The sequence below is a fragment of the Lutibacter sp. genome (assembly GCF_021647475.1).
In the GTDB taxonomy this organism is placed as follows: Bacteria; Bacteroidota; Bacteroidia; order Flavobacteriales; family Flavobacteriaceae; genus Lutibacter.
Window position 1 is genome coordinate 77672 of the sequence record NZ_JAKIUR010000003.1, and the last position, 13843, is coordinate 91514.

Here is a 13843-nt window from a genome sequence, read left to right on the forward strand (position 1 = left end):
TTATACTAAAATCCGAACAAAAGTTTATCTATTTTTATTCAGAAACTAATTTTTTTAAAGTACTTATTGTTTCAGAAGGATTTTTACTTTTAAACACAAAACTTCCAGCAACAAAAGCATTTACTCCTTTTGATGCTAATTTTTGAATATTTTTATCGGTAACGCCACCGTCAACTTCAATAAGTGCTTTAGATCCAGAATATTCAATTAACTTTTTAAGTTGAGCTATTTTTTTATAAGTATTTTCGATGAATTTTTGTCCACCAAATCCAGGATTTACACTCATAATTAATACTAAATCCAAATCTTTAATAATATCTTCTAAAACTGCAATTGGTGTATGTGGATTTAATGAAACTCCTGCTTTCATTCCTGTTGCTTTTATGGCTTGAACAGTTCGGTGCAAATGTGTACAAGCTTCATAATGAACGGTTAAAATATCTGCTCCTGCATCTTTAAAATCTTTGATAAATTTATCTGGATTAACGATCATTAAATGAACATCTAATGTTTTTTCAGCATGTTTTTTAATTGCTTTTATAACAGGCATTCCAAAGGAAATGTTAGGAACAAAAACGCCATCCATTACATCAACATGAAACCAATCGGCATCACTTTTATTAATCATTTCAACTTCTTGTTGTAAATTTCCAAAATTAGCCGATAAAATTGAAGGAGCAATATATGTTTTCATTTTGTAGATTTGTTTTAGCAAAAATAACTTTTAAAAAGAAAAACTCTCGAAATTTTCGAGAGTTTTTCTTTTTGTATTAAAATAATTCTCTAAATTACTAGAATTATCCTAAATATGTTTTTAAAATTTTGCTTCTTGAAGTATGTTTTAAACGTCTGATAGCTTTTTCTTTAATTTGACGAACACGTTCACGAGTTAAATCGAAAGTTTCACCAATTTCTTCTAAGGTCATTGGGTGAGCATCGCCTAAACCAAAATATAGCATAACAACATCTGCTTCACGCGGCGTCAAAGTTTCTAAAGCACGTTCAATTTCAACTTTTAAAGATTCGTGTAATAAAGCTCTATCTGGATTTGGAGAATCACCAGTATTCAACACATCGTATAAGTTAGAGTCTTCACCTTCAATTAATGGAGCATCCATAGATACGTGACGACCAGAATTCTTCATAGATTCCTTAACGTCATTTATAGTCATATCTAATTTTTTAGCAATTTCTTCAGCAGAAGGAGGACGTTCATTTTCTTGCTCTAAAAACGCATACATTTTATTGATTTTATTAATAGAACCAATTTTATTTAATGGTAAACGCACAATTCTTGATTGTTCTGCTAAGGCTTGTAAAATAGATTGTCTAATCCACCAAACAGCATAAGAAATAAATTTAAAACCACGAGTTTCATCAAAACGTTTAGCCGCTTTTATTAATCCTAAATTACCTTCATTAATTAAATCGGGTAACGTTAAACCTTGATTTTGATATTGTTTTGCTACTGATACCACAAAACGTAGATTTGCTTTAGTTAATTTTTCTAACGCAACTTGGTCACCAGCTCTAATCCGTTGGGCTAATTCAACTTCCATTTCAGCGGTTATTAAATCCACTTTTCCAATTTCCTGTAAATATTTGTCTAACGATGCGGTTTCTCTATTAGTAACCTGTTTTGTGATTTTAAGTTGTCTCATGTAGTAGCTTAAATTTTTTAGTTATTTAAAAGGTCTATTATATATACGTAGTATTTTACAAAAAGTTACAAAATGATAATAAAAAAGCTTAATATTTATCTAAACGGATAATTGAAATATAGGTTAGGCATTCAAAATTATTTATTGGAAGTTTTATTATCAGCAACTAAAATTAATGATTGTTTCCTGTTTTTTTTTAGATTTAACCAATATTCTTGACTTTAATTAATGAAAAAGGCTTCTCAAATTTGAGAAGCCTTTTTTTGTATTTAATAGTACTCTAGAGTTTATTCTTATTCTCTTGGAGTTCTAGGTTTTCTATCTCGGTTATCACGTGATCTATGATCTCTATTTTCACGTGGAGGTCTTTCTTTAAAACCTTCTGGTTTTGGTGAAATAGCTTTACGAGAAATTTTTTCTTTACGAGTTCTTGGGTCTCTTCCAAAGTATTTTACATCAAAAACATCTCCCATATTTACAACATCAGTTACGTTATTAGTACGTTCCCAAGCCAATTCAGAAATATGTAAAAGCACTTCATTTCCTGGAGCTTCAATATATTCTACAACTGCACCAAAATCAAGTATTTTAATCACTTTAACTTCATAAACACTTCCAACTAAAGGTTTAAATGTAATGGAATCAATTTTAGCTAAAACGGCATCTATACCTTTTTGATCAGTTCCTAATATTTCAACAATTCCTTCTTCCGTTACAGGATCTTCATTAATTACTATGGTACAGCCTGTTTCTTTTTGTAATTCTTGAATTACTTTTCCACCAGGACCAATTAAAGCTCCAATAAAATCTCCAGGAATAGTTTTTGTTACCATTTTTGGAGCGTGTGCTTTAACCGTTGGATTTGGTTTTGCAATAGTATCTGTTAATAAACCTAAAATATGTAATCTACCTTCGTGAGCTTGTTTTAAAGCACTAGTTAAAATTTCATAGGATAATCCTTTAATTTTAATATCCATTTGGCAAGCAGTAATTCCATCCGCAGTACCTGTAACTTTAAAATCCATATCTCCTAAATGATCTTCATCTCCTAAGATATCAGATAAAACAGCATATTTATCACCATCAGAAATTAATCCCATTGCAATACCTGAAACTGGTTTTTTCATTTGAACACCTGCATCCATTAAAGCCATAGTACCGGCACAAACCGTTGCCATTGAAGAAGAACCGTTAGATTCTAAAACCTCAGAAACTACTCTAACAGTATATGGGCAATCTTCAGGAATCATAGCTCCTAAAGCTCGTTGAGCTAAATTTCCATGTCCAATTTCTCTTCTTGAAGTTCCTCTTAAAGGTCGTGCTTCACCCGTACAAAAAGGAGGAAAGTTATAATGTAAATAAAAACGTTCTTCACCTTGGTAGGTTGGCATATCAACTTGGTTGGCTTCTCTTGAAGTTCCAAGGGTTACGGTTGCTAATGCTTGAGTTTCACCTCTAGTAAATATTGCTGAACCATGGGTTGAAGGCAAATAATCTACCTCACACCATATTGGTCTAATTTCAGTTGTTTTTCTACCATCTAATCTTAAACCTTCGTCTAAAATTAAATTACGAACTGCTGCTTTTTCAGCTTTCGCAAAATATTTTGAAATTAAATCTCCTTTTTCTGCTAATTCTTCTTCTGAAAAAGAAGCTTTTATTTCTGCCTTTACAGCGTCAAATTTTTCAGAACGTTCATGCTTTAAAGATCCTAATTTGGCAATGTCATAACATTTTTGATATGCCATTTCATAGATTTTAGTTTCTAAGTCCGCATCGTTTTCTTCTTGATCATAGGTTCTAGTTTCTTTTTTACCTACTTTGGCAATAAATTCTTCTTGAGCTTTACATTGAATTTTAATAGCTTCATGTGCTACTTTAATAGCTTCAGTCATTTCTTCTTCAGAAACTTCATCCATTTCACCTTCAACCATTGCAACTGAATCTGCTGATGCACCAACCATCATATCAATATCAGCAACTTCAAGTTGAGCTCTGCTTGGATTAATTATGAATGCTCCATCAACTCTAGCAACGCGTACTTCTGAAATAGGATATTCAAAAGGAATATCACTTAATTGTATCGCTGTTGATGCTGCTAAACCTGCAAGTGCATCTGGCATAATATCTTCATCATTAGACATTAACTGAATCATCACTTGAACTTCTGCGTGGTAATCTTTTGGAAAAAGTGGACGAAGTACTCTATCCACTAAACGCATCGTTAAAATTTCTTCGGTACTTGGTCTTGCTTCACGTTTAAAAAATCCACCAGGATATCTTCCTGCTGCTGCAAATTTTTCTCGGTAATCTACTGTTAGTGGTAAAAAGTCAATTCCTTGGCTTGCTTTTCTTGAAGAAACAACAGTTGCTAACAGCAAAGCTTTTCCCATTCTAACAACAACTGAACCATCAGCTTGTTTAGCTAATTTTCCAGTTTCTAAAGAGATGGTTCTTCCATCTCCTAATTCAATAATTTGTGTATGAACCTTTGGTATCATAAATAAATTTTAATTTTTAATTAAACAATTGGTTTAGTTGTTGTGTTGTGTTTTACCAATGAAAAGTTTAATTGATTGCTTTCTTTTAATTTATTAAAATTAAATAAAAAAGAGGCAATAAAGCCTCTTTGAAATGAAATTATTTTCTTAATCCTAATTCCTTAATAATAGCTCGATATCTTACGATATCATTTTTAATTAAGTAATCAAGTAAATTTCTTCGTTTTCCTACTAATTTAACTAACGACCTTTCCGTATTAAAATCTTTTCGGTTGTTTTTTAAATGTTCAGTTAAATGGTTAATTCTGTAAGTGAATAATGCAATTTGCCCTTCAGATGAACCAGTATCTGTAGCTGATTTACCGTGTTTAGCAAAAATTTCTGCTTTTTTTTCTTTTGTTAATAACATGCTAACATTAATTTTATTAATAATTTTTATGCAACGTTAACCAATTGGTTAACAGTCGGCAAATATACCATTATTATTTTGATTTGCAATTGACTGTAAATAAATACTTTTTTAAGTTTTTTTACTCTTTTTTTAAACCTTTTTAATTTTTCAAGGTCTTAGTAGCAATAAAACAAATTTTTTAATGTTAAACTTATAAAACAAAATCTTATGAAAACTTTGAATTTTAAACTTTTTATGTTTGTAGCAATTGGTAGTTTATTTATTACTAGTTGTGAAAAAAATAATGATGTTACACTAACTGACCCAATATCAGATGCAGATGCTATTGCAGTTGTTGAAGCAGATGATATTTCTGATGATATAAACAATGTGGTAGATGATTATTTAATGGGAAATGAAGGAATGTCTGCTCGTCCTTCTCAAGAAAGCAAAACAAGTGATATTTTGCCTTGCGTTACTAAAACTATTGTTATTACAGGAACAACAAAAAATGTAACTTTAGATTTTGGAGAAGGCTGTGAACTACCAAATGGTAACATATTGAAAGGAAAAATTATTATGAGTTATGAGGTGAATACCGATGTGTCTTCGTTTACCGTTACTTATAGTTTTGAAAATTTCTTTTTTAATGATATTAGTGTAGAAGGAGAGAACTCTTTAGTTAGAACTAGAGCCAATGATAATGGAAACCCTCAATCTACATTAACATTTGATATGAAAGTTACTTGGCCAGATGGCGTTTATGCTTCTAGAAAAGGAACAAAAACTAGAGAATGGATTGAAGGATTTGATACACGAACTTTTGGAGATAACGTATTTTTAATTACAGGAAATTGGAATGCTACCTTTAAAGATGGAACTGTAGTATCAGCAAATATTACTACTCCTTTACGTAGAGAAATGTCTTGTAGATTTATTGTTAGTGGTGTTGTAGAATTACAAAAAAATGATAGTAGTGGTACTTTAGATTTCGGAGATGGAACTTGTGATAATGTAGCTATATTTACTAATGCCAATGGCGAATCACATGAAATTACTTTAAAAGGTAGAATGTTTTAATAAATTGGGATGATTTTATAAAAAAAGGCGAGCAATGCTCGCCTTTTTTTAACTTCTAACAGGTATATTTTCGACTAAATCAATATATAAATTAATTTGTTTTTTTAAGTTTTTTCGTTCTATAATCTTATCTAAAAAACCGTGTTCTAACACAAATTCTGAATGTTGAAACCCTTCTGGTAAGTCTTTCCCTGTAGTATCTTTAACAACTCTAGGACCTGCAAAAGCAACTAAAGCATTTGGTTCGGCAATGTTAATATCACCTAACATAGCAAAAGATGCTGTTGTGCCACCAGTTGTTGGATCAGTACATAAAGAAATATAGGGAATTTTTGCTTCAGATAATTGGGCTAATTTTACGGAAGTTTTTACTAATTGCATTAAGGATAAGGATGCTTCCATCATTCTTGCTCCACCAGATTTTGAAATTATTAAGAAAGGAGTTTTATTTTTGATACAGTAATCAATTGCACGAGCAATTTTTTCACCTACAACACTTCCCATCGAACCCCCAATAAAGCTGAAATCCATAGCGGCAATTACAATATTTTTACCAAATGATTTGCCAACTGCTGTACGAACAGCATCTTTTAATTTGGTTTTTTCGTAAGCTTCTTTTAATCGATCTGTATATTTTTTGGTATCGGTAAATTTTAAAGGATCTTTTGAAACAATATTTTTATTCAGTTCTTTATATTTATTGTCATCAAATAAAATTTCAAAATACTCAGCACTTCCAATTCTTACATGGTAGCCATCTTCAGGGCTTACATAGTAATTTTCCTTTAATTCATCCGTGTCAATTACTTTACCACTTGGGGTTTTATACCACAGCCCTTTTGGCACATCTTTTTTTTCTTCTGTAGGAGTTTGAATTCCTTTATCCTTTCTTTTAAACCAAGCTACCATAATTTTTATGTTTTAGTTAAAACGGGGGTGCAAATTACTAAAAAAAATAAAGAGAACATATAAAAACATGTCCTCTTTAAAATTTAAAATATTAAAAATATTGATTATAAGGTATTTACATTATTTAAATCACTAAAAGCTCTTTTTAGTCTAGTTTTAAAAGTAAGTTCACCTTCTCGTAACCATTTTCTAGGATCGTAATATTTTTTATTTGGTAAATCAGTTCCTTCAGGATTTCCAATTTGGGTACTTAAGTATTCAATTTTGTTATTCATATAATCTCGTATTCCTTCCATAAAAGCAAATTGTAAATCGGTATCAATATTCATTTTTACAACTCCATAACCAATAGCTTCTTTAATTTGTTCTGAAGAAGAGCCAGAGCCACCATGGAATACAAAATTTACAGGATTTTTTTCTGTTTGATAATTTTTTTCAATATATTTTTGAGAGTTATCTAAAATTTTAGGAGTAAGCTTAACATTACCAGGTTTGTACACGCCGTGTACATTTCCAAAGGAAGCAGCAATGGTAAAATGATTGCTTATTTTTTTAAGTTCTTCATAAGCATAGGCTACTTCTTTTGGTTGGGTATATAATTTAGAATCATCAACATCAGAATTATCGACACCATCTTCTTCACCTCCAGTAATACCTAATTCAATTTCAAGTGTCATTCCCATTTTATCCATACGAGCAAGATATTTTTTACAAAGCTCAATATTTTCTTCAAGTGGTTCTTCTGATAAATCAATCATATGAGAACTAAATAATGGCACACCATTTTCTTTATAATATTGTTCTCCAGCATCTAATAAACCATCAACCCAAGGTAATAATTTTTTTGCACAATGGTCAGTATGTAAAATTACAGGAACTTTATAAGCTTTTGCTAACAAGTGTACATGTTTTGCTCCTGCCATTGCACCGGCAATAGCTGCTTTTTGATTTTCATTGGATAATCCTTTTCCTGCATTAAATTGAGCACCTCCGTTAGAAAACTGAATAATTACGGGAGAATTTAAATCTCTAGCAGTTTCCAAAACGGCGTTAATAGTGTTAGAACCTGATACGTTTACCCCAGGTACGGCAAAGCCTTTTGCTTTAGCCAATTTAAAAATTTCTTGAACGGTATTTCCAGTGGCAACTCCTGGTTTAATATTGTGACTCATACTATATTATGTGTTATTTAGTTTAATAATTTATGTACTACAAAGTTACTAATTTAATGATTATCTTTTATTTGTGCAATAGCAAAGTAGCGAAAACGAAATAGTGAAACTAACTTTAGAAAGGATAGCTAATCCCAAAATTATACACGGTATGGTTAAAATTATAGTTTTTAAACCATCTATTTCCTTTATTTAAATAGGGTTCGTAGGTTTTAAATCCTAAATCTAATCGTAAAAGGATAAAACTTAAATCGTATCTAATTCCAAATCCTGAACCAACTGCAATATCTTTTAAAGAGCTAATTCCTTTAAATTTTGCACTTTCTAAGGTTACAGAAGAATTTGTAATGTCCCAAATATTTCCTGAATCAATAAATAAAGCTCCTTTAATGCTGTTTATTATTTTAAATCGATATTCTAAACTTGTAAGAAATTTTAAGCTTCCTACATTGTATTCTAATCCTGTTTTTGTTGAGCCTGGACCTAAATCATAAATTTTCCAGGCTCTTAAATCGTTAGGTCCACCAATAAAATAACTTCTACTGAAAGGAATGCTGGTTGAATTTCCGTATGGATAAGCTATTCCTAAAAAAGATCTAAAAGCTAATACATTTTCTTGTTGGATATTCCAGAATTTTTTGTATTCAAAATCTGTTCTAAGGTATTGAGCAATTGGTGTTTTTAAAATAGTTTTAACATTATTATTATCTCGTGTTTTTGAAAGTAATGTGCTTAAATTTCCTGAAGATACAATTCGAGCTCTAAAAAATGAAAAGTCAATATCTTTATAATTTTTACTATTATTGAAGGTAAATGTGTAAGTAATTGCTGGCACTAAAACATCTTCTGTAATAATATTATAACGTTTTTTAATGTTTTGTGCTATTTTGAATTCATCAGGATTTGTAGCTTCAAACGATGTATTAATATTGGTGTTTATAAAATCTATCACATTATTTGTGGTAATAGTTTCATTAAAATAAGTGGTTGCAATATCTTTTATTTGATTAAATTCCGAAGTATAAATATTGAAATATGATTTTATATTTAGGTTTTTAATAAACTGAGCGTTCAATAATTGTAAACTCTGATGAATACTTTTGGATGGATTCCATGTATAATCAATAATTCCAGTAAATTTTTGTTTATCGAGCCCAATGTTTTTTTGCAAACTCGTTCCTAATGTAAAGGTAGTTTTAGGAGACATTTTTTTAGGAACTAATTTATTGGTTTTAAAAGGAAGTAAAAACCGAGGTAATATTAAAGAAACATCTCCTCCAATTTCCCAGGCATTTAATAAGCTGTTATTGCTTGCGGCATCTTTAGAATCTAAAAAAGAACCTTGGATAGAAAATTTTAAAATTTCAGCACCTTTAAAAATATTTCTATTTAAAAAGGAAAGTTTTCCAGATATTCCTAATTGCCGAATGTTAGAATGATTTAATTCCGTATTAAATCCTAAAGCGTATTTTTTTAATGGAGTTAAATAGATAGAAGCCAATAAATCATCACTATTGGGCAATTCAGTATATTTTATGTTAACAGATTTAAAATTGTTTAAATTTCGTAAATGTTTTCGAGTCAATTCTCTGCTTTCATCTTTATAAATAGTATTTGGTTCAATAAAAATGCTATTTAATAAAATTTTAGGATTGTAATTTAATTTTGCTTGTGCTAAAAAATGATAACCATTATAATTAACACTATCTTTTAGGACTTTATCTTTATTATTAAATGAGTAATCGGTATAAATATTTACTGTTTTTATCTTTTGAATTTTAAAGGGAACATCAGCAATACTGTCATTTATTATTAAATTGATATTTGCCTTGTAGTTTGAAGAATCAACATCCATTAAGATAGCATTTTTATTAAATCTATAAATTCCAGAATTTCTAAATAATTTACTTATCCTATTTTGTTCATCAATAAAGGTTGAAAATTTAAATTGTTCGCCTTTTTTAATTAAAGTTTCACTACTATGAGTTTTATAAATAGAATCTAAAACCGTAGATTCTATGGATGAACTTAAGCTGTCTAAAACATATGGTTTCCCTGTTTCAATAATATATTGTACAATAGTTTTTTTATTCTTAATAAACGTGTTTTTTGTAGTTACTTTAGCATTAAAAAAACCTTCTTGAAAATAATGTAGTTTTAAATTTTCAACAGATTCTTTTGTTTTTTTAGGGTTTAAAATAACAGGTGCTTCTCCGTTTTTTAGCCACCATTGATGCATTTTAAATTTAAAATCCCTAACGCCTCTTGCTTGTTTTTCAGAAAAAACTCCTTTGGTAAATTTGTACCATCCAGGATGGTTTTTTTTCCAGGTTTCAAAATTAGTTTCAAAATTTTTATTACCAATGTTATAAAAGTATAGTGGAAAAGGAGCTCCTAAAACTAATTGATTTGGACGTTGAATTATATAATCACTTATTTCATTATCAAATGTTTTTTTGTCATTTACAATAATATTATTTTTGATTAATAAGTGTTCATTTTCAGGAACATATTTAACAGCATTACACGATGAAAAACTAAAAGTTATACTAACTAAGATTATTAATATTATAAAATTGTTTTTCAATAAATAAGAGTTTAAATTTGTTTCAAAAGTAAAACATTTAAAGGGATTAACAAATTACTATTTTTTATTAAATAACCTATGGTTTTCAGCAAAATTCAATTAAAATTAATAACGAGTCTTTCGCAAAAAAAGTACCGTATAAAGCATCATTTATTTATGGTGGAAGGAATAAAAGGCGTTCAGGAATTTTTAAACTCAAAATTTGAAATTTTTCAATTGTTTACCTCAGAGGAATTACTATTTTTAGAAGTTGAAAATAGAGTGGTAATTTCTGAAAAGGATCTTAAAAAAATCAGTAATTTAAAAAATCCTAATAAAGTTGTTGCCTTATTTAAAATTCCAAAGGAAAATTTGATAATTAAAGAAGGATTAATAGTTGCTCTTGATGAAGTGAATGATCCTGGAAACCTAGGTACAATTATTAGATTATGTGATTGGTTTGGTGTAAATCAATTAGTTTGCTCAGAAAATACCGTGGATTGTTTTAATCCAAAAGTTGTGCAAGCTAGTATGGGCTCTTTAGCTAGAGTTTCCATAATTTATACCGATTTAGAAAAATATTTGCAAGAAATTCAAATCCAAAAATTTGCAACTATTATGAATGGAGAAAGCATTTATAAAACCAAATTACCAAAAAATGGAGTTATAATTATGGGAAATGAAGCCAACGGAATTAGCGATGAAATTTTGAATTTAGTTACTAATAAAATAACCATTCCTAGGTTTGGAAAACAGCAACAAACAGAAAGTTTAAATGTTGCTACAGCTACCGCAATTATTCTAAATGAATTTAAGCGAAATAATTAATGAAAAGCAAACTTGATAAAAATGCCTCGAGTTCCAAAATAATCAATTGGACCGGTCCATTTACTGTTTGGGTCATTATCTCTAACTAATTCATTATTTATTGCAAAAACACCACGTATAGAAGGTGAAAAAATAAAATATGGCAAATAAAAATCAACACCTACGCCTAATTCATAAGTGAAATTATTTTTTTTCATTCGAAATTCACCACTTGAATTGTCGTCAGGATTATCTTGATTACTTGAAAAATTGTAATCGTAAGACAATCCTCCAATTAAATAAGGCCTAAAATTATTAAGTCTGTTAGCATTAATTTTTAACAATAGTGGAATGCGTAAATAAGTTGCGTTTACGTCTCTAATACTGTCTTTTGGTCCGCCAGGAATACTTGTAAATGCTAATTGTTTAGTATTGCTTGAAAGCCCAGGTTCAAGTCTTAAACTAAGGTTTTTATGTAGTCGTAAATCTGCAATAAGTCCAACATTAAAACCTGTAGAAGGAGTTACATTAATATAGGTGTTTGCCGTTTTATAGGTTATTTTAAAATCTTTTCTATTGAAACCTAAATAGTACCCAAAAAATATTTTTTGTTTATCCCAATTTTGTTTGTAAAGTACAATGTCTCTTTTTTGTGCATTTACAGATGGTATAAATGAACATAACAATATTAATATAACTAAAAACTTTCTCATGTATTATTTTTTTGCAACATAAATGGAGGCAACTCCAAAAGTTTGTGGTTTATCTTCAATAGCTATAAACCCAGTTTTATCCAAAATATTGTTAAAAGTTTTTCCAAAAGGGAATTTTGCTGCTGAATCCGATAAATATTTATAAGCAACTTTATCTTTAGAAAATAGTTTGCCAATTAACGGTAAAATTTTGGTAGAATAAAAAGTATATCCTTGTTTGTAAGGAAATTTAGTTGGTACAGATGTTTCTAAAACCACAAAAGTTCCTTCAGGTTTTAAAACCCTGTAAATTTCAGATAAACCTTTTTCTAAATCTTCAAAATTTCGAACTCCAAATGCTACGGTAATTGCATCAAAATAATTATCATCGAAAGGCAGGTTTTCAGAATCGCCAACTACCATTTTTATGGTGTTACCTAAACTCAGTTTTTCAATTTTTTCTCTTCCAACATTTAGCATTCCTTCTGAAATATCTAAACCAATAATTGAAGTAGCGTTTGTTTCTATTAAATTAATAGCTAAATCTCCGGTACCTGTAGCAATATCTAAAATGGTAATTGGATTTGTTTTTTTTATAATTTCTACAACTTTTTTTCTCCATTTTATATCAATTCCAAAAGAAATAACACGATTTAATCCATCGTATTCCTTTGAAATGGTATCAAACATTTTAGTTACTTGTTCCTTTTTTCCTAAAGATGAATCTTTATAAGGTTTTACTTTTTCAGTCATATGTTGTTATAAATTTATGGCAACTACTTCCTCAATTTTTCCAGGAATTAATTGTTTTAGCATGGCTTCAATTCCATTTTTTAAAGTGATAGTTGAAGAAGGACAACCGCTACATGCTCCTTGTAAAATTACATTTACAGTTTTGGTATTTTCTTCATAAGATTGAAATTTTATGTTTCCACCATCTGCAGCAACAGCAGGTCTAATATGTTCATCTAAAATAGAAATAATTTGTTGTGATACCGTATCCAATTCACCAATAACTGTATCTGTTACCGCTTGTTTTTCTTTGTATTCAGGAACTTCGTTTATAATAATTTTTCCTTCATCAAGATATTGTTTAATAAAAGATCGAAGTTCGGTGGTAATATCATTCCATTCAATAGTATCAATTTTAGTAACGGCTACATAATTATTAGATAAAAAAACTTCTTTTGTAAATGGAAAGTTAAATAACTCAGTAGCAAGAGGTGAAAATTTTGCTTCGTCTTTATTTTTAAATTCAAAGTTGGTAGCTACCAATTTTTTGTTTGTTATAAATTTTAAAACCGCAGGATTTGGCGTTACTTCTGCATATACTTCTAAAGGAATTTGATTTTGTTTCTTTTCTTCTAAAATTAAAGCATCACCAGAGTTCAAATAATTTTTAAGTTGTTCTTTTAATTCATTTTGAACATCACTCCATTCAACAATTAAAAAACGTTCTAAAGCAATAAAGTTTGCTGAAATATATACGCGTTTAATAAATGGTAAGTGAAATAATTGTTGTGCTAAAGGTGAATTTTTAGCATCATCAATATTGTTAAATTGATAACTGCCACTTGTTAAAATTTTATTGGCTGTAAATTTTAATATAGTTGGAGTGTTTGTGGGTTCTATATTTAATGATATTTGGCTCATTTTTAATTATTTTGTGCAAAAGTAACTAAAACAAATTTATTCGTTGGCGTTAAAAATATAAAAGGCTGTCTGAAAAGTATAATTTACGTCAACCTGAACCTGCCTGTCGGCAAGGCAGGCTTGTTTCAGGTTCTCTGATTGTTAATCATTATGATGAGATTCTGAAATAACACTTCGACAAGGCAGGTAATTTTTAATAAAAAATTGTATCGAGAACAGTTGTCTTTAAATAAAAAAACTATTCTCGATACTAATTTTAAGCCTAAAAAGGCTAAAATTCACTCGTATTCTATGATTAAAACAAATAAAAACATTAAAATTTATCACTAATTTTTAAGCTGCATATTTCATAAAATCCACATAAGGTGTTTCACGATTTACAACGGCAAATATTCTTGATAAAAGTTTATT

At 29.3% G+C, this 13843-nt stretch carries 12 protein-coding genes; 2 read left to right on the forward strand and 10 right to left on the reverse strand.

Features of this window, described 5'->3' with window-relative positions:
* Window positions 1–34: 34 nt before the first annotated feature.
* From rpe to rpsO, 4 genes are all read right to left on the reverse strand, one after another.
* Window positions 35–694, reverse strand: a complete 660-nt coding sequence (rpe, locus tag L3J60_RS01485; protein WP_291973645.1) for a ribulose-phosphate 3-epimerase — start codon at window positions 692–694, stop codon at window positions 35–37.
* Between the two features lie 103 nt (window positions 695–797).
* Window positions 798–1661, reverse strand: a complete 864-nt coding sequence (locus L3J60_RS01490; RefSeq protein ID WP_291973646.1) for a sigma-70 family RNA polymerase sigma factor — start codon at window positions 1659–1661, stop codon at window positions 798–800.
* A 293-nt stretch (window positions 1662–1954) separates the two neighbouring features.
* Window positions 1955–4162, reverse strand: coding sequence for a polyribonucleotide nucleotidyltransferase (locus L3J60_RS01495; protein ID WP_291973648.1), 2208 nt, complete (start codon window positions 4160–4162; stop codon window positions 1955–1957).
* Window positions 4163–4301: 139 nt separating this feature from the next.
* Window positions 4302–4571, reverse strand: a complete 270-nt coding sequence (gene rpsO / locus L3J60_RS01500; protein WP_291973650.1) for a 30S ribosomal protein S15 — start codon at window positions 4569–4571, stop codon at window positions 4302–4304.
* A gap of 210 nt (window positions 4572–4781) precedes the next feature.
* On the opposite strand from rpsO, the gene L3J60_RS01505 reads away from it, so the two are divergent.
* The gene (locus tag L3J60_RS01505; RefSeq protein WP_291973652.1) at window positions 4782–5633 is read left to right on the forward strand and encodes a hypothetical protein; all 852 of its coding nucleotides are present in this window, start codon (window positions 4782–4784) and stop codon (window positions 5631–5633) included.
* A 48-nt stretch (window positions 5634–5681) separates the two neighbouring features.
* Here L3J60_RS01505 and accD read toward each other — a convergent pair whose 3' ends face one another.
* From accD to L3J60_RS01520, 3 genes are all read right to left on the reverse strand, one after another.
* Window positions 5682–6542 (reverse strand): acetyl-CoA carboxylase, carboxyltransferase subunit beta, encoded by an 861-nt coding sequence (gene accD / locus L3J60_RS01510; RefSeq protein WP_291973654.1) that lies wholly within the window; start codon window positions 6540–6542, stop codon window positions 5682–5684.
* 104 nt (window positions 6543–6646) lie between these two features.
* Window positions 6647–7714, reverse strand: coding sequence for a class II fructose-bisphosphate aldolase (fbaA, locus tag L3J60_RS01515; protein ID WP_291973656.1), 1068 nt, complete (start codon window positions 7712–7714; stop codon window positions 6647–6649).
* Window positions 7715–7829: 115 nt separating this feature from the next.
* Window positions 7830–10301 carry a BamA/TamA family outer membrane protein gene (locus L3J60_RS01520; protein ID WP_291973658.1) on the reverse strand — a complete coding sequence of 824 codons (2472 nt, stop codon included), beginning with the start codon at window positions 10299–10301 and terminating at the stop codon, window positions 7830–7832.
* 78 nt (window positions 10302–10379) lie between these two features.
* On the opposite strand from L3J60_RS01520, the gene L3J60_RS01525 reads away from it, so the two are divergent.
* Entirely contained in the window at window positions 10380–11108 is a 729-nt protein-coding gene (locus L3J60_RS01525) for an RNA methyltransferase (RefSeq protein WP_291973660.1), read from the forward strand.
* On the opposite strand, the gene L3J60_RS01530 is transcribed toward L3J60_RS01525, so the two are convergent.
* From L3J60_RS01530 to L3J60_RS01540, 3 genes are read right to left on the reverse strand one after another with little or no spacing between them, the layout of a single operon-like run.
* Entirely contained in the window at window positions 11105–11800 is a 696-nt protein-coding gene (locus tag L3J60_RS01530; RefSeq protein WP_291973662.1) for a porin family protein, read from the reverse strand. The genes L3J60_RS01525 and L3J60_RS01530 overlap by 4 nt on opposite strands.
* A 3-nt stretch (window positions 11801–11803) precedes the next feature.
* Window positions 11804–12532 carry a bifunctional demethylmenaquinone methyltransferase/2-methoxy-6-polyprenyl-1,4-benzoquinol methylase UbiE gene (gene ubiE / locus L3J60_RS01535; RefSeq protein WP_291973664.1) on the reverse strand — a complete coding sequence of 243 codons (729 nt, stop codon included), beginning with the start codon at window positions 12530–12532 and terminating at the stop codon, window positions 11804–11806.
* 6 nt (window positions 12533–12538) lie between these two features.
* Window positions 12539–13432: a NifU family protein gene (locus tag L3J60_RS01540; RefSeq protein ID WP_291973666.1), complete on the reverse strand. Its 894-nt coding sequence runs from the start codon at window positions 13430–13432 to the stop codon at window positions 12539–12541.
* Window positions 13433–13843: the final 411 nt, after the last annotated feature.